15 protein-coding genes are annotated in these 14,464 nt (G+C 64.3%); 9 read left to right on the top strand and 6 right to left on the bottom strand.

The features are described from left to right. Positions 1 to 104 precede the first annotated feature (104 nt). The 4 genes from soxB to B6V76_RS13970 all read left to right on the top strand — a co-directional run bounded on the left by soxB (position 105) and on the right by B6V76_RS13970 (position 5,701). A complete protein-coding gene (gene soxB / locus B6V76_RS13955) occupies positions 105 to 1,796 on the top strand; it encodes a thiosulfohydrolase SoxB (protein WP_088720165.1) in 1,692 nt (563 codons plus the stop codon). A 59-nt stretch (positions 1,797 to 1,855) separates the two neighbouring features. Next, positions 1,856 to 3,166, top strand: coding sequence for a sulfite dehydrogenase (soxC, locus tag B6V76_RS13960; protein ID WP_088727728.1), 1,311 nt, complete (start codon positions 1,856 to 1,858; stop codon positions 3,164 to 3,166). Beyond that, complete coding sequence (locus B6V76_RS13965) at positions 3,147 to 4,271, top strand: c-type cytochrome (protein ID WP_088727729.1); 1,125 nt, start codon at positions 3,147 to 3,149, stop codon at positions 4,269 to 4,271. The genes soxC and B6V76_RS13965 overlap by 20 nt, the downstream gene beginning before the upstream one ends. A gap of 194 nt (positions 4,272 to 4,465) precedes the next feature. Next, positions 4,466 to 5,701 carry a DUF4147 domain-containing protein gene (locus B6V76_RS13970; protein WP_088727730.1) on the top strand — a complete coding sequence of 412 codons (1,236 nt, stop codon included), beginning with the start codon at positions 4,466 to 4,468 and terminating at the stop codon, positions 5,699 to 5,701. A gap of 232 nt (positions 5,702 to 5,933) precedes the next feature. Here the strand turns inward: B6V76_RS13970 and B6V76_RS13975 are convergent, their stop codons facing one another. From B6V76_RS13975 to B6V76_RS13985, 3 genes are all read right to left on the bottom strand, one after another. Beyond that, complete coding sequence (locus tag B6V76_RS13975; RefSeq protein WP_088722550.1) at positions 5,934 to 6,527, bottom strand: TIGR02281 family clan AA aspartic protease; 594 nt, start codon at positions 6,525 to 6,527, stop codon at positions 5,934 to 5,936. Between the two features lie 71 nt (positions 6,528 to 6,598). Further along, on the bottom strand, positions 6,599 to 7,243 hold the full coding sequence (locus B6V76_RS13980; protein WP_075775676.1) for a MarC family protein: 645 nt from the start codon (positions 7,241 to 7,243) through the stop codon (positions 6,599 to 6,601). Positions 7,244 to 7,283: 40 nt separating this feature from the next. Beyond that, positions 7,284 to 7,676: an HTH domain-containing protein gene (locus tag B6V76_RS13985; RefSeq protein WP_088727731.1), complete on the bottom strand. Its 393-nt coding sequence runs from the start codon at positions 7,674 to 7,676 to the stop codon at positions 7,284 to 7,286. 187 nt (positions 7,677 to 7,863) lie between these two features. Between B6V76_RS13985 and B6V76_RS13990 the strand changes: the two genes are divergently transcribed. The 4 genes from B6V76_RS13990 (at position 7,864) to B6V76_RS14005 (ending at position 10,482) form a co-directional block, all read left to right on the top strand. Then, positions 7,864 to 8,091 (top strand): twin-arginine translocase TatA/TatE family subunit, encoded by a 228-nt coding sequence (locus tag B6V76_RS13990; protein ID WP_075775674.1) that lies wholly within the window; start codon positions 7,864 to 7,866, stop codon positions 8,089 to 8,091. Positions 8,092 to 8,168: 77 nt separating this feature from the next. Continuing rightward, positions 8,169 to 8,783 carry a Sec-independent protein translocase protein TatB gene (gene tatB, locus B6V76_RS13995; RefSeq protein ID WP_088727732.1) on the top strand — a complete coding sequence of 205 codons (615 nt, stop codon included), beginning with the start codon at positions 8,169 to 8,171 and terminating at the stop codon, positions 8,781 to 8,783. Beyond that, positions 8,780 to 9,643 (top strand): twin-arginine translocase subunit TatC, encoded by an 864-nt coding sequence (gene tatC / locus B6V76_RS14000; RefSeq protein ID WP_075775672.1) that lies wholly within the window; start codon positions 8,780 to 8,782, stop codon positions 9,641 to 9,643. The genes tatB and tatC overlap by 4 nt, the downstream gene beginning before the upstream one ends. Further along, positions 9,640 to 10,482: an ATP-binding protein gene (locus B6V76_RS14005; RefSeq protein WP_088727733.1), complete on the top strand. Its 843-nt coding sequence runs from the start codon at positions 9,640 to 9,642 to the stop codon at positions 10,480 to 10,482. Before tatC ends, B6V76_RS14005 begins: the two co-directional genes overlap by 4 nt. A 39-nt stretch (positions 10,483 to 10,521) precedes the next feature. On the opposite strand, the gene B6V76_RS14010 is transcribed toward B6V76_RS14005, so the two are convergent. The 3 genes from B6V76_RS14010 to rocF form a co-directional block, all read right to left on the bottom strand. Beyond that, entirely contained in the window at positions 10,522 to 11,832 is a 1,311-nt protein-coding gene (locus tag B6V76_RS14010; RefSeq protein WP_088727734.1) for an FAD-binding oxidoreductase, read from the bottom strand. A gap of 68 nt (positions 11,833 to 11,900) precedes the next feature. Further along, on the bottom strand, positions 11,901 to 12,956 hold the full coding sequence (locus B6V76_RS14015) for an ornithine cyclodeaminase (RefSeq protein ID WP_088722554.1): 1,056 nt from the start codon (positions 12,954 to 12,956) through the stop codon (positions 11,901 to 11,903). Continuing rightward, on the bottom strand, positions 12,956 to 13,882 hold the full coding sequence (gene rocF, locus B6V76_RS14020; RefSeq protein WP_088727735.1) for an arginase: 927 nt from the start codon (positions 13,880 to 13,882) through the stop codon (positions 12,956 to 12,958). Before rocF ends, B6V76_RS14015 begins: the two co-directional genes overlap by 1 nt. A 121-nt stretch (positions 13,883 to 14,003) precedes the next feature. Here rocF and B6V76_RS14025 point away from each other — a divergent pair, with 121 nt between their 5' ends. Then, complete coding sequence (locus tag B6V76_RS14025) at positions 14,004 to 14,429, top strand: Lrp/AsnC family transcriptional regulator (RefSeq protein ID WP_075775667.1); 426 nt, start codon at positions 14,004 to 14,006, stop codon at positions 14,427 to 14,429. Positions 14,430 to 14,464 lie beyond the last annotated feature (35 nt).

Here is a 14,464-nt window from a genome sequence, read left to right on the forward strand (position 1 = left end):
CAACATATTCAAAATTTCATATCTGTCTGAATTCGTTTGTCTATTTACCCGAATGAAACGACCGCCGGGCGCACTGGCCCGGTGAGAAGAAGGAGACACATCGCATGATATCCCGGCGGGAATTTCTTCAGGCGAGCTTGGCCGCCTCGACCATCCTCGGTGCTTCGGGCCTGTCGCGCTGGTCGCGCGCCATGGCGCAGCAGTCGATTACCCAAGACCAGCTCCTGCAGTTCGAGCCGCTGGGCAATGTCACGCTGATCCACATCACCGACATCCACGCGCAAGCGATGCCGATCTATTTCCGCGAGCCGGAAATCAACCTCGGCGTGGGTGAGGCGAAGGGACGTCCGCCGCACGTCACCGGCGCGGATTTCCTCAAGATGTTCAACATCGAGCCGAATACCCCCGATGCCTACGCGCTGACCTACGAGAACTTCACCGATCTCGCCAAGAGCTACGGCAAGATGGGTGGGATGGACCGTGTGGCGACCGTCGTGAAGGCGATCAAGGCCGAACGCCCCGACGCGCTGATCCTCGATGGCGGCGACACCTGGCACGGTTCGATGGTCGCGCTGAAGACCAAGGGCCAGAACATGGTCGACATCATGAACAAGCTCGGCGTCGAGGCGATGACCTCGCACTGGGAATGGACCTATGGCCAGGACCGGGTGAACGAGATCGTCGACGGCCTTCCCTTCCCCTTCCTCGGTGCGAATATCTTCGACGCCGAATGGGACGAACCCGCTTACGAACCCTACAAGATCTTCGAGCGCAACGGCACGCAGATCGCGGTCATCGGTCAGGCCTTCCCCTACATGCCGATCGCGAACCCCGGCTGGATGTTCCCCGACTACTCCTTCGGCATCCGCGAAGAGCGTATGCAGGCGATGGTCGACGAGGTTCGTGCGAAGGGCGTCGATCTGGTCGTCTGCCTGTCGCATAACGGCTTCGACGTGGACCACAAGATGGCGAGCCGCGTGAAGGGCATCGACGTGATCCTCACCGGTCACACCCATGACGCCGTTCCGGAGCCGATCCTCGTAGGCGAGACGATCCTGATCGCCTCGGGCTCGAACGGCAAATTCGTCTCCCGCGTCGATCTCGACGTGCGCGACGGCAAGATGATGGGCTTCCGCCACAAGCTGATCCCGATCTTCTCCGACGTGATCGAGCCCGACAAGGAGATGACCGACGTCATCATGGGCCATCGCGAGCCCTACAAGGCCGAACTCGAGGAAGTCGTGGGCGAGACCAACTCGCTGCTCTATCGCCGCGGCAACTTCAACGGCACCTGGGACGACCTGATCTGCGAGGCGATGCTCGAAGAGCGTGACGCCGAGATCGCGATGAGCCCGGGCGTGCGCTGGGGACCGTCGCTGATCCCCGGTCAGAAAATCACCATGGAAGACGTGCTCAACGCCACTTCGATGACTTATGGCGAGAACTATCGCTCCGAAATGTCGGGCGAGATGATCAAGACCATCCTCGAGGACGTGGCCGACAACATCTTCAACTCCGACCCCTACTACCAGCAGGGTGGAGACATGGTTCGAGTGGGTGGCATGGGCTACCACATCGACGTTTCGAAGCCGATCGGCGAGCGGATTTCCAACATGACGCTGCTGAAGGACGGCTCCGATATCGACCCGGCACGCAACTATGTCGTGACGGGCTGGGCCTCGGTCAACGAAGGTACCGAAGGGCCGCAGATCTGGGACGTGATCGCCGATCACCTGCGCAAGATCAAAACCGTTGACTTGAAACCGAATGACTCGGTGGTCGTGACCGGCATCTGAGCCGGTCCCGCCCGTCGATGATTACGCCCCGCAGGGGGTTAGAGACTGGAGGAAAACACATGGACGACAAGGAACGCCAGGACAACCCGGCCACCAATGCCGCCCTCAGCCGCCGCGGATTCCTCCGCGCAGGGGCTGCGGTCGGTGCGATGGCCGCAGGGGCTGGTGCCGCGCGCGCAGAACAGCAACCCGATCCGTTGATCACCGAAGTTCAGCCTTGGGCTTCGGGCTGGGGCGACGGCGTCGATGCCACCCCCTACGGCCTGCCGATCGAATTCGAAGATGACGTCATCCGCCGCAATGTCGGCTGGCTGACCGCGGACGTGATCTCGTCGATCAACTTTACGCCGATCCACGCCCTCGACGGCACGATCACGCCCACCGGCTGCGCCTTCGAGCGTCACCATTCGGGCGCGATCGAACTGAAGAAGGAAGACTACCGCCTGATGATCAACGGCCTCGTCGACAAGCCGCTGGTCTTCACCTACGAGGATCTGGAGCGTTTCCCGCGTGTGAACCGCACCTACTTCCTCGAATGCGCCGCGAACTCGGGCATGGAATGGGCCGGTGCGCAGCTCAACGGCGCGCAGTTCACCCAGGGCATGATCCACAACATGCAATATTCGGGCATCCCGCTGCGGACGCTGCTCGAAGAAGCGGGGATCACCAATCTCGGCGACCAGATCAAGGACAAGTGGGTCTATGCCGAAGGCGCCGACGCGTCCTCGAACGGCCGCTCGATCCCGCTGGAGAAAGCGCTCGACGACTGTCTCGTAGCCATCAAGGCCAATGGCGAGGCGCTGCGCAAGGAGCACGGTTATCCGGTGCGCCTCGTGGTTCCGGGTTTCGAAGGCAACATGTGGGTGAAGTGGCTGCGTCGTCTCGAAGTCACCGACGAGGCCGTGCAGTCGCGCGAAGAAACCTCGAAATACACCGACACGCTCGCCGACGGAACGTCGCGCAAGTGGACCTGGGTCATGGACGCCAAATCGGTCGTCACCTCGCCCAGCCCGCAGATGCCGATCAAGCACGGCAAGGGTCCGCTGGTCATCACAGGCATGGCCTGGTCGGGTCGCGGTCACATCACCAAGGTCGACGTTTCGCTCGACGGCGGCGCGAACTGGCAAGAGGCCCGTCTGGCCGAGCCGGGCGCCGACAAGGCGGTCTCGCGCTTCTATCTCGAGATCGACTGGGACGGTTCGGAAATGCTCCTGCAGTCCCGCGCTACCGATTCCACCGGCTACGTTCAGCCGACCAAGGACGCGCTGCGCGCGATCCGCGGGGAGAATTCGGTCTATCACAACAACGGTATCCAGACCTGGTGGGTCAAGGAAAACGGGGAGTCCGAGAATGTCGAAGTGTCGTCGTAATCTGCTGCTGGCCACGCTTCTGGCCGCTCCGCTCGTCGCGACGCCCGCCCTGGCCGAGAAATTCGGTCTGGGACGCGAAGCGCTGCCCGAGGAAATCAACGCCTGGACCGTCGAGGTCTTCCCCGATGGCAAGAACCTTCCCGAAGGCTCGGGTTCGGTCGCCGACGGTGAAAAGATCTTCGCCGACAACTGCGCGGTCTGCCATGGCGACTTCGCCGAGGGCGTCGACAACTGGCCGAAACTGGCCGGGGGCGAAGGGACGCTGGCCAACAAGCATCCGGTGAAAACCGTCGGTTCCTACTGGCCCTACCTGTCCACCGTCTGGGACTATGCGCACCGCTCGATGCCGTTCGGCAACGCGCAGACGCTGACCGTCGACGAGACCTATGCCATCGTCGCCTATATTCTCTACTCGAACTACCTCGTGGAAGACGATTTCGTCCTCACGAAGGATAACTTCCTCGACGTGGAGATGCCGAACGCGGACGGGTTCATCGTGGATAACCGCGACGAGGTCGAAGTGCCGAAGTTTTCGGAAGCCGCTTGCATGAGCGACTGTAAGACCGACGTGCACATCACCAAGAAAGCCACCGTGCTCGACGTGACGCCCAACCAGGGCGGCGGCGAAGATACGGCGGCTGCGGACGATAGCGCTCCGGCCGACGTCGTCGTCGCAGGCGACGCTACCCAGAGCGACGCGGCCGAGGCGATGGCGCAGGACGCTCCGGCGGCGGCGCAGGTGGAGAAAACCACCTCCGAGCCGAAGGAGACGCTCTCTGCCGATCCGGCCCTGGTCGAGGCTGGCGAGAAGGTTTTCAAGAAGTGCAAGGCCTGCCACCAAGTCGGCGAAGATGCGAAGAACCGCGTCGGCCCGGTGCTCAACAACCTGATCGGTCGTCAGGCCGGGACGGCTGATGGGTTCAAATACTCGAGCGCGATGAAGCAGCACGGTGAAGACGGTCTGATCTGGACCGAACAGACGGTCGAGGAATATCTCGCCGACCCGAAGGGCTACATTCCGAAGAACCGGATGTCCTTCGCCGGCCTGAAGGACCCCGAAGACGTCAAGGCGGTGCTCGCCTATATCGAAAGCCAAGGTGGCTAAGACCCTCCCCGGGCGGGGGCCTCGGCTCCCGCTCACTTAAACCGACAGGGCCCTTCCGCCTGATCGTGTTTCGACGCCCGCGCTCCCCGCGGGCGTCTTTTCGTTTCTGCGCCACGGCCAGGACTGCCTTCGCCTGGCGCACTTGCACCCCGGCGCCCCCCGGGCATAGTTGGGCAAAAGCGAAGGGAGAGGGCATGGATCTGGATGCACGCGCACGCGAGCTGTTCGATATCGGAGTGAAGGCGGCCGATCCGGCGGCGGGTGTGTCCCGCGCGATGGGATGGGCGATGGACAACCCGCCGGGGCCGGGCGGGCGCTGGCAGGTGGTCGCGCTCGGCAAGGCGGCGCTGGCGATGAGTGCTGCGGCGCTGGAGGCTTTGCCCGAAGATGCGCAAGCGCTCGTCGTGACCAATCCCGAGAATGCCGAAGCGGCCGCGCCTCGTGCGGGTGTCACGCTGATCGCGGGCGATCACCCTGTGCCGGGGGAGGGCAGTGAACGGGCAGGGCGCGCGATCCTGCAGTGCCTGCAAGCCTGTGGCCCAGAGGATCGCGTTCTTGCGCTGATTTCCGGTGGCGGCTCCGCGCTCGCGGTCGCACCAGCAGAGGGGCTGAGCCTGTCGGACAAAGCCGAGGTCAGCCGACTTCTCCTCGGTTGCGGGGCCGATATCACGCAGATGAACCTGATCCGCCAGCAGCTGTCGCAGCTCAAGGGCGGCGGCTGGCTGTTGGCCTGCGCGGCCCCCGTGACGGGGCTGATCCTTTCAGATGTGCCGGGCGATGATCTGCGCGTCATCGCCTCGGGGCCCACTGTCGAGCCGATCGGCACGCGGGCCGAGGCAGCGCAGCTGTGCCGTGATCTCGGGATCTGGGACGCTTTGCCCGCGCCTGTGCGAGCGCATCTGGAAGCCTCCGGCGCGGAGCCAGCTCTGCCTGCGGCGCGCAACCGTCTGATCGGGGCGAACGGGCTGTCGGTCGCGGCGATGGTGTCGGCCGGAGCCGAGGCCGCGCCCTTCGCGCTCGACGGGGACGTGGCCGACCTTGCGCCGCAGATCGTGGCCCTGCTGCGCGATATGCCCTCAGGGGCGCTCGTCTTGGGGGGCGAGACCACCGTGACGATCAAGGGCGACGGGCTGGGCGGTCGCAATCAGGAACTCGCGCTGCGGGTGGCTTGTGCCGCGGAGGCGGCGGGTCTCGAGGGTGATTGGCGCTTCCTGTCGGGCGGTACCGATGGCCGCGATGGGCCGACGGATGCGGCGGGCGGTCTGGTGGGGCTGGGGACCTGCGCGGCGGCGCGGGCGGCTGGCGTCGACTGCGATGCGGCGCTCGCCCGCAATGACAGCTATCACGTCCTGCAGGCGGCGGATGCGCTGCTGATGACGGGAGCGACCGGCACGAATGTGGCCGATCTTGCGGTTCTGGTGAAAGGCTAGCTTAGCCGCGCTCTGCTTCGGCAGAGCGCATCATCGGGCGCAGACGGAGATAGGCTTCGCGGATGACGGCGACGGTGATGATCGCAAGCGCGAAGGTGTCGAAGGCAACCATGGGCGTTTTCCTCGTAACGAAGCCTGGAGGGCCGAGCCTGAACGGCGGCCACCTTGGGACCCTCGACAAAGATTGAGGCGCAAAAAAGGCACGATCACGGCGATTGAGGGCCGGGTCCGCTTAGCGTTCGAGGATCAGCGTGCCCCGCGCGAATTCCACCTTCGCGAAGCGGGTGAGGTAGGTCATCCCCAGCAGTGATGTGTCCATCGATCCGCGATTGACCACGGCGCGCAGGTTGCTGTCGTGGATCGGGCCCAAATCGAAGCGCTCCAGCCGCACCGGCGCAGTCGCGACGATGCCGTTGGCTGTGCGCGCCTGCCCGATATAGGCGAGATCGGCGGTCTTGATGCCCGCGCGCTCGGCGGCGCGCTGGGTCAGGACGATCTGGCTCGCGCCGGTATCGACGACGAAGCGGATCGGCGTGCCGTTGACCTCGGCGGTGAGGTAGTAATGCCCGTCGGGCGCTTGCGGCACTTCGATCCGCCCATCACGCATCACGGCCTGATCGGGGATCGAGACCTGTCGCTGGATGTCGGTCCAAAGCCCCACGGCGGCGAGCGTGCCCAGAAAGATCAGCCCCCAGATCGCGGCCTGTTGCAGCGTGCGCCCCGGACGGCGACGGATTTCCAGCAGGAAATACCCGCCCACGGCGACGAGCAGGAGGCCCAGATAGACGAGCCGTCCCCAATTCTCGCTGATGATCGTCTCGACCATGATCCTCGTTACCCCTACCAACCTAATTCAGATAGGATCGCCTGCGCGGCTTTCCCAGAGGGCGGATTGCCTCAGCTTACCGGGCTCCCGCCCATCAGCCCCGCGCCATGCAGCCCGTCGAGGATGAACTGGATCGCCAGCGCCGCCAACAGCATCCCCAGAAGCCGGGTGACGACCATCGTGCCGGTGCGCCCTAGCGCGCGCTCGATCGGCGTGGCGAGCAGGAACATCACGAAGACGCAGCAAAGCACCAGCAGCATCATCGCGATGATGACCACGACATGCAGCCAGTCGCCGCCCTCGCGGCCGGCCAGCAGGATCATCGTCGCCATCGCGCCGGGCCCGGCGAGAAGGGGCGTCGCCAGAGGGAATACGGAAGGGTCTGTTTCGGGGTCGGCCTCGTGCTCCTCGCCCTGCGCCTCGCGGCGTTTGGTGCGGCGTTCGAACAGCATGTCGAGCGCGGTGAGGAACAGCAGCACCCCGCCCGCGATGCGGAATGCGGGCATGGAGATGCCGATCCCGGCGAGGATCTTGTCGCCGAAAATGCCGAACAAGGTCAGCAGCACGGCGGCTATGATGAGAGCACGCAGGGCGATGCGCAGTCGCGCGCGATGGCTTTCGCCCAAGGTCAGTGCGATGAAGACCGGGGCCAGCCCGATCGGATCGATGATGACGAAAAGTGTCACGAAAGCAGTGATGTATTCGGCACCGATCACGCAGGGGCATCCCTTCCAAGTTTCGCCGTCGAGCCTAGCCTCATCCCCGACCGCCCGCCAGCCCTTCCCCGGCGTCTTCGGCAGACGGCTCGAGCGGCGCGGAGGGCAGGGCTGCGCGGATCTTAGCGGCCAGGCTCGCGGCGCCTCCGGCAAGGCGCGGATCCTCCATCGCCTCGGCGAGATCGAGCAGATGATCGAGCGCGGCCAACTCCTCGCGGGTCAGCACAAGAGGCGGCAAGCCAACCGCCCGGCGCAGGATATAACCGACGCCGCGTTCGCCCTCGACCGGCACGCCATAGGCCGAGATTTCCGCCATGTCGCGCCAGATCGTGCGGACCGAGACTCCCAGCCGCTCAGCCAGATCGCTGGCACGGTGCATCTTGCCGTCGCGCAGGATGGCGATGATCTGTTGCAGCCGCTCGTCGCGGGTCATGGGTCTCTCCCGTGAGGTCAAGCTAAGGGTAGCGCGGGGCGGGGCAACTGACAATGAACTGTCAGTAATCTGCGCCTCACAGCGCCGTTTGGGCGGAATCGGTCTAGGATTGAGGCCCGCATGATCCTAAAACTCGGGATCGACATAAGGCGCGGGCGGCGGGCCCGTGACCAGAGGAGAGACAACAATGCTCAACAATATCGGCCTTCCCGGTCTGCTTCTGATCGCCGTCGTGGTTCTGGTTCTTTTCGGCCGCGGCAAGATTTCCTCGCTCATGGGTGAAGTCGGCAAAGGCATCACCGCCTTCAAGAAAGGCGTGAGCGACGGCACGAAGGAAATCGAAGACGGCTCCGTCGACGAGGCACGCGACGTGACCCCGGCTGACGAAGTTCAGAAAGAAAAAGACAAGGCCTGAGCCTGATCGCTTTTAGGGGTTGCGGGCTGATGCCCGTTTGCCTTTGCGTCCTCATTTGGCCGGAGGCCTGAGCACTCATGTTAGACATCGGTTGGAGCGAGCTTCTGCTGATCGGCGTCGTGGCGCTGATCGTCGTGGGGCCGAAGGATCTGCCCAAGATGTTCCACCAGCTTGGCCGCATCACCGCGAAGGCCAAGTCGATGGCGCGCGAATTCTCGCGGGCGATGGAAGATGCGGCGAAGGATACCGGGCTCGACGAGGCCGCGGGCTCCGTGCGCGACCTGAAATCGCTGGCCTCGAAGAAGTCGCTCGGGCTCGACGCGCTGGAAAAGGCGACCGACGCTTTCGAGAAATGGGAGCCGGGCCGGTCCGAGCGGACCTCGCTCAAGCCCGATCCCGAGGCGGAGCCGCCCAAGCCCGAGGCTGCCCAACCCGAGGCGACCCCGGCCGAGACGGCCAAACCCGAGACTTCCAAGACGGCAAGCAAGCCGGCGGCCAAGCCCGCTGCGAAAAAAGCCGCGTCAAAGACCGCAGCCAAGACTGGCGCGAAGACGGGCGCTTCGACCGCAGCGAAATCCAGCGCCAAGCCGGCGACCAAGTCGAGCAGTAAACCTGCCGCGAAAACCGGTGCCAAACCGGCGGCCAAGAAGACGGCGGCGAAGAAACCCGCCGCGAAGAAGGGTGACGCATGAGCGACCATGACGAAATCGAGGACAGCGCCGCCCCGCTGATCGAACACCTCGCGGAACTGCGCACGCGCATCCTCTATTCGCTGGGGGCCTTCATCGCGGCGATGGTGGTCTGCTACACGGTCTGGAACCCGATCTTCAACTTCCTGACCCGGCCGGTCTGCTCGGCGCTGGAATCGCGCGGCGAGCAATGCGGCCTCTATCTGATCAAGCTGCAGGAAGGTTTCTTCGTCGCGATCAATATTTCCTTCCTCGGCGGTTTCGCCCTGGCATTCCCGATCATCGCCTACCAGATGTGGCGTTTCGTGGCGCCGGGCCTTTACCGCAACGAGAAGAACGCGTTTCTGCCGTTCCTGATCGCCTCGCCGGTGATGTTCTTCCTTGGCGCGGCGTTCGCTTATTACATCATCCTGCCGCTGGCCTTTAACTTCTTCCTCGGCTTCCAGCAGGGCGAGATCGGCGCGACGTCCGGCGCGAACGAGATGGCCGCCATCGGCTTCCAGGGCTCGGTGCAGGAATATCTCAACCTGACGATCAAGTTCGTCATGGCCTTCGGGATCTGCTTCCAGCTGCCCGTCCTGCTGTCGCTGATGGGCAAGGCGGGTCTGGTCTCCTCGCAAGGCCTCGCGAATATGCGCAAATACGCCGTGGTCGCGATCCTTGTCGTGGCCGCGATCGCGACGCCTCCGGACGTAATTTCCCAGGTCATCCTGTTCTCGGTGGTCTACGGTCTCTACGAGATATCCATCCAACTCGTGAAGCGGATCGAGAAGACCCGTGAAGCTCGAATGCGCGCCGAAGGCACCTGGATCGATCCCGACGAATGGGATGAAGACGAAGACGACGAGGATACCAAGGGATGAATGACGCGACGCTGACCCGGATCGCCACGGCACTGGAGCGGCTCTCGCCCGCGCCACAGCCCGCGCCGGATTTCGCCTCGGCCAACGCCTTCATCTGGCACACCGCGCCGGATCGGCTGGAGCCCGTGCCTCAGGTGAACCGCGTCGACCTGAGCCTGCTGCACGGCATCGACCGCTCGCGCGATACGCTGCTGGCCAACACGCTGCAGTTTGCGCGCGGTGCGGCGGCGAATAATGCGCTTCTCTGGGGCGCGCGCGGGATGGGGAAATCCTCGCTCGTGAAGGCGGCCCATGCGGCGGCAGTGGCCGAGGGGCTGCCGCTCAAACTGGTGGAGCTTGCGCGCGAGGATCTGCCGTCCGTCGGGCGTCTGCTCGCGCATCTGCGCGACGCGCCGGAGATGCGCTTCATCCTGTTCTGCGACGACCTGTCGTTCAGTCATGACGACCAGCATTACAAATCGCTCAAGGCGGTGCTGGATGGCGGGATCGAGGGGCGGCCCGCGAACGTGATCCTCTATGCCACGTCGAACCGGCGTCACCTGATGCCGCGCGACATGATCGAGAACGAGCGTTCGACTGCGATCAGCCCCTCCGAGGCGGTGGAGGAGAAAGTCTCGCTGTCCGATCGGTTCGGGCTGTGGCTGGGCTTCCATCCCTGCAGCCAAGACGAGTATCTCACGATGATCCGCGGCTATTGCGACAGCTATGGCGTAGAGATCTCCGACGAGGAGTTGCGCGCCGAAGCCATCGAATGGCAGGCCACGCGCGGGGCGCGTTCGGGCCGCGTGGCATGGCAGTATTTCACCGATCTGGCCGGACGGCGCGGGATCGCGCTGTAAGCGCGTCTCTCCGCATCGTCCAAGGCGCGGGTAGGGGGCTTACACCCCCAGCCGATCGCGCAGAGCATACCACCACGACCCCGCGACGGAGTAGGGCACGCGGAAAGTGCGCCCGCCGGGAAACGGAATCCACGGCAGTTTCGCGAACGTATCGAACCGGCTCAGATCGCCGTTGATCGCCTCCGACAGGATGCGCCCGAAAGTATGCGAGCCGGTCACGCCATGCCCCGAGTAGCCATGCGCGAAATAGGTGTTCTGCCCGATCCGTCCCATCTGCGGCACGCGGCTGAACGAGAGCGCGAAATTGCCCGACCACGCGTAGTCGATCTTGGTGCCTTTGAGCTGCGGGAAGACTTTCTCGAGGTTCTTCCAGAGCTTCGCCTTGATGTCTTTCGGGTCTGCCCCGCCATAGACCGTGCCGCCGCCAAACAGCAGGCGGTTGTCGGCGGACATGCGGTAATAGTCGAGGATGTAGCGAACGTCCTCGATGCAGACATCTGACGGCATCAATTCGCGTGCCTTCGCCTCGCCCAGCGGCTCGGTCGCCATCACCTGCGTCGAGACGGGCATCACACGGCGCTCCAGCGTGGGCACGACATGGCCGAGATAGGCGTTGCCGCACAGAACCAGCGTCTTCGCGGTGATCTGCCCCTTCGCGGTCCTGATCACCGGGCGCGTGGCTTCGGTGTCGACGAAATTGACGGGGGACATCTCGTAGATCGTGCCGCCCAGTTTCTCGACCGCCGCCGCCTCGCCAAGCGCGAGGTTCAGCGGATGCAGATGGCCGCCCTTGTGGTCGATCATGCCGCCCGCATAGAGGTCGGAAGCCGCGTGCTCGCGCATCTGCTCGCGGCTCAGCATCTCCTGGCTTTCGATGCCGTAGCTGCGCCAGAGTTTCCAGCGCGCTTCCAGCTCCTGCATATGCTTGCCGGTGAGCCCCGCGAAGACGTTGCCGGGCTTCAGGTCGCATTGGATGTCGTAGGTCGCGACGCGCTCGCGGATGATGTCGCCGCCTTCCATCACCAGACCGGCGACGAAATTCGCGGTGTCCTGTCCGTAGCGGCTCTCGATCACGTCCAGGCTCGCGTTCAGCCCGTTGACGACCTGACCGCCATTGCGGCCCGAAGCGCCCCAGCCGATGCGTGCGCCTTCCACGACGGTGACGCTATAGCCCTTTTCGGCCAGATGCAGCGCGGTCGAGAGGCCCGAAAAGCCCGCGCCCACGACGCAGATATCGGCCTCCACCGCGCCTTCCAGTTCCGGACGGAGCGGGGCCGGGTTGGCCGAAGCCGCGTAGTAGCTGTCGGTGTGTCTGCCGTCGCCCGCATAGGGATGGGTCTTGTCGGTCATGTCGCGCTCTCGTCTGAAAGGGGCGTTTCGCTTTCGGTGCCACGCGCGCGCGTCAAGCGCAAGCGGGCTCAGCCCGCCCGCGTCAGCATCCCGAACAAATCGCGCGGATCGTCGGGGTCTGCCATAAGATCGAGCATCTGCGCATAATCGCCACCCTTCACGCGGTCATGGATGTAGCGCAGCGCGCTGAAATCCTCGATCGCGAAGCCCACGCTATCGAACAGCGTGATCTGTTTCGCGTCGCGGCGGCCCTCGGCCTCCCCGCGCATGACCTTCCACAACTCGGTCACCGGGTGATCCTCGTCGAGCGCCTGAATCTCGCCCTCGATGCGGGTCTGCGGCGGGTATTCGACAAAGATCTCCGAGCGGGTGAGGATGTCGCGATGCAGTTCGGTCTTGCCGGGGCAGTCGCCGCCGATCGCGTTGATGTGGATGCCCGAGCCGACCATGTTGTCGGTCAGGATCGTCGCATATTGCTTGTCGGCGGTGCAGGTGGTGATGACCTGCGCGCCTTCGACCGCTTCCTCGCCGGAGCGGCATTTGGTGACGTTGAACCCCTGCGCGATCAGGTTCTTCGCGGCTTTTTCGGTCGCGCTCGGGTCGATGTCGTAAAGCCGCAATGTGTCGATGCCGCAGATAGCGCGGAAGGCCAGCGCCTGAAACTCGCATTGCGCGCCATTGCCGATCATGCCCATCACCGTCGCGCCTTTCGGGGCGAGGTATTTGCCCACCAGCGCCGAGGTGGCGGCGGTGCGCAGCGCGGTCAGTATCGTCATCTCGGTCATCAGCAGCGGATAGCCCGTAGCGACCGAGGACAGCACGCCAAACGCCGTCACGGTCTGGTGCCCGGTGCGGCCGTTCTTGGGGTGCCCGTTGACGTATTTGAAACCGTAATTTTCGCTATCCGCGGTCGGCATCAACTCGATCACGCCCTCCGCAGAATGGCTCGCGACGCGCGGCGTCTTGTCGAAATCCGGCCAGCGGCGGAAATCCTCTTCGATATAGGCGGCGAGGTCGCGCATCACCTGTTCGGGGCCGATCTCGTTCACCAGCTTCATCATGTTGGCGACGGAAACGAAGGGCACGAAGGCCAGTTCGGAGGGGGCGAGCGGGGACTTGTCCATCAAAAACTCCGTGTCATGCGGTCAAGAACGCGGCGGCCGAAGAGGCTGGCCGCGAGGTCGCACAGCAGTTTCGCCGTGCGGCCGCGTTCGTCGAGGAAGGGGTTAAGCTCGACAATGTCGAGCGAAGTGACGAGGTCGCTGTCGCCGACCTCTTCCATGATCAGATGCGCCTCGCGGAACGTGGCGCCGCCCGGCACGGTCGTGCCCACGGCGGGCGCGATCCCGGGGTCTAGGAAATCGACGTCGAAGCTGACATGCAGAAGGCCGTTGGCTTCGCGCACGCGGTCAAGGAAGGCGCGCAGCGGAGCCAGCACGCCGGTCTCGTCGATGGCGCGCATGTCATGGACTTCCAAGCCGATCTGCTTGATGCGCTCGCGCTCTGCCGGATCGACAGAGCGGATGCCCATCATGCAGAAGTTCTTGGGATCGATGCTGGCTTCCAGCGGCGGGAATGCCTCGAAATCCGGCTGTCCCGTGACGTAGGCCACGGGCGTGCCATGCAGGTTGCCGCTGGTCGTGGTTTCCAGCGTGTGCAGGTCCGGGTGGGCATCGAGCCACAGAACGAAAAGCGGGCGATCCTGGGTTTTCGCATGACGTGCCAGCCCGCTCAGCGTGCCGGCAGCCAGCGCGTGGTCGCCACCGATGAAGATCGGGCGGTCGTGCTTCTGGGCGGCATCGAAGGCTGCGTCCGACAACGCCTCGATCCAGGCGCGGGTCTCGGCCAGATCGTGGATCGCGGGGTTCTTGTGCGGCACCGGGTCTTGCGCCGGGATCGACAGGTCGCCCAGATCGTTCACCTCCCAGCCCAGCTCGGTCAGGATATCGCCCAGCCCGGCGATGCGCAGGCTGGCCGGTCCCATGACGCAGCCGGGTTGCGAAGCGCCAGTTTGAATAGGCGCGCCCAGAATCGATACTGTGCGTGTCATCGTGATCTCCCTTGTTGGACTCAGTCTGACGAAATGGCGCAGAGGTTTCGCTTGTCAATTTGCGCAAATCGGAACTAAATTTGATCAGCCTGGCTAATTGATTGATCAAAACGGAGGGGCGATGCAGCTCGACGATACGGACCGCGCGATCCTGACCGCATTGCGGGCGGACGCGCGGCTCTCGGTGACTGATCTTGCGCTGCAGGTGGGGGTGTCGCGCACCACAGCACGCGCCCGGCTGGAGGCGCTGGTGGCGTCGGGGCAAATCCGGCGCTTTACCATCGAGACCGAGACCGATGTCGAGGGGCAGGTGCGTGCGATCACGCTGGTCGAGTTACAGGGCAAGATGTCGCGCGCTGTGATCCGGGCGCTGCACCGGATTCCGGAGGTCACGACGGTTTTCGCGACCAATGGAAACTGGGATCTGGTGGCGGAAATCCGGGCCGAGACTCTGGGCGAGTTCGACCGGGCCTTGCGCGATATTCGGGAAATTCCGGGGGTGCTCAACAGCGAGAGCTGTCTGCTGCTCGCGCCTGTTGCGGGCTAGGCGGGCAGGGGCGCGGGCGGACCGGAATATCTCCG

The sequence above is a fragment of the Thioclava sp. IC9 genome, assembly GCF_002213225.1.
GTDB classification, from domain to species: Bacteria; Pseudomonadota; Alphaproteobacteria; order Rhodobacterales; family Rhodobacteraceae; genus Thioclava; species Thioclava nitratireducens.

Coding starts and splice junctions, on each gene's coding strand:
- soxB (WP_088720165.1), top strand. CDS start 105: ATGATATCCCGGCGGGAATTTCTTCAGGCGAGCTTGGCCGCCTCGACC.
- soxC (WP_088727728.1), top strand. CDS start 1,856: ATGGACGACAAGGAACGCCAGGACAACCCGGCCACCAATGCCGCCCTC.
- B6V76_RS13965 (WP_088727729.1), top strand. CDS start 3,147: ATGTCGAAGTGTCGTCGTAATCTGCTGCTGGCCACGCTTCTGGCCGCT.
- B6V76_RS13970 (WP_088727730.1), top strand. CDS start 4,466: ATGGATCTGGATGCACGCGCACGCGAGCTGTTCGATATCGGAGTGAAG.
- B6V76_RS13975 (WP_088722550.1), bottom strand. CDS start 6,527: ATGGTCGAGACGATCATCAGCGAGAATTGGGGACGGCTCGTCTATCTG.
- B6V76_RS13985 (WP_088727731.1), bottom strand. CDS start 7,676: ATGACCCGCGACGAGCGGCTGCAACAGATCATCGCCATCCTGCGCGAC.
- B6V76_RS13990 (WP_075775674.1), top strand. CDS start 7,864: ATGCTCAACAATATCGGCCTTCCCGGTCTGCTTCTGATCGCCGTCGTG.
- tatB (WP_088727732.1), top strand. CDS start 8,169: ATGTTAGACATCGGTTGGAGCGAGCTTCTGCTGATCGGCGTCGTGGCG.
- tatC (WP_075775672.1), top strand. CDS start 8,780: ATGAGCGACCATGACGAAATCGAGGACAGCGCCGCCCCGCTGATCGAA.
- B6V76_RS14005 (WP_088727733.1), top strand. CDS start 9,640: ATGAATGACGCGACGCTGACCCGGATCGCCACGGCACTGGAGCGGCTC.
- B6V76_RS14010 (WP_088727734.1), bottom strand. CDS start 11,832: ATGACCGACAAGACCCATCCCTATGCGGGCGACGGCAGACACACCGAC.
- B6V76_RS14015 (WP_088722554.1), bottom strand. CDS start 12,956: ATGGACAAGTCCCCGCTCGCCCCCTCCGAACTGGCCTTCGTGCCCTTC.
- rocF (WP_088727735.1), bottom strand. CDS start 13,882: ATGACACGCACAGTATCGATTCTGGGCGCGCCTATTCAAACTGGCGCT.
- B6V76_RS14025 (WP_075775667.1), top strand. CDS start 14,004: ATGCAGCTCGACGATACGGACCGCGCGATCCTGACCGCATTGCGGGCG.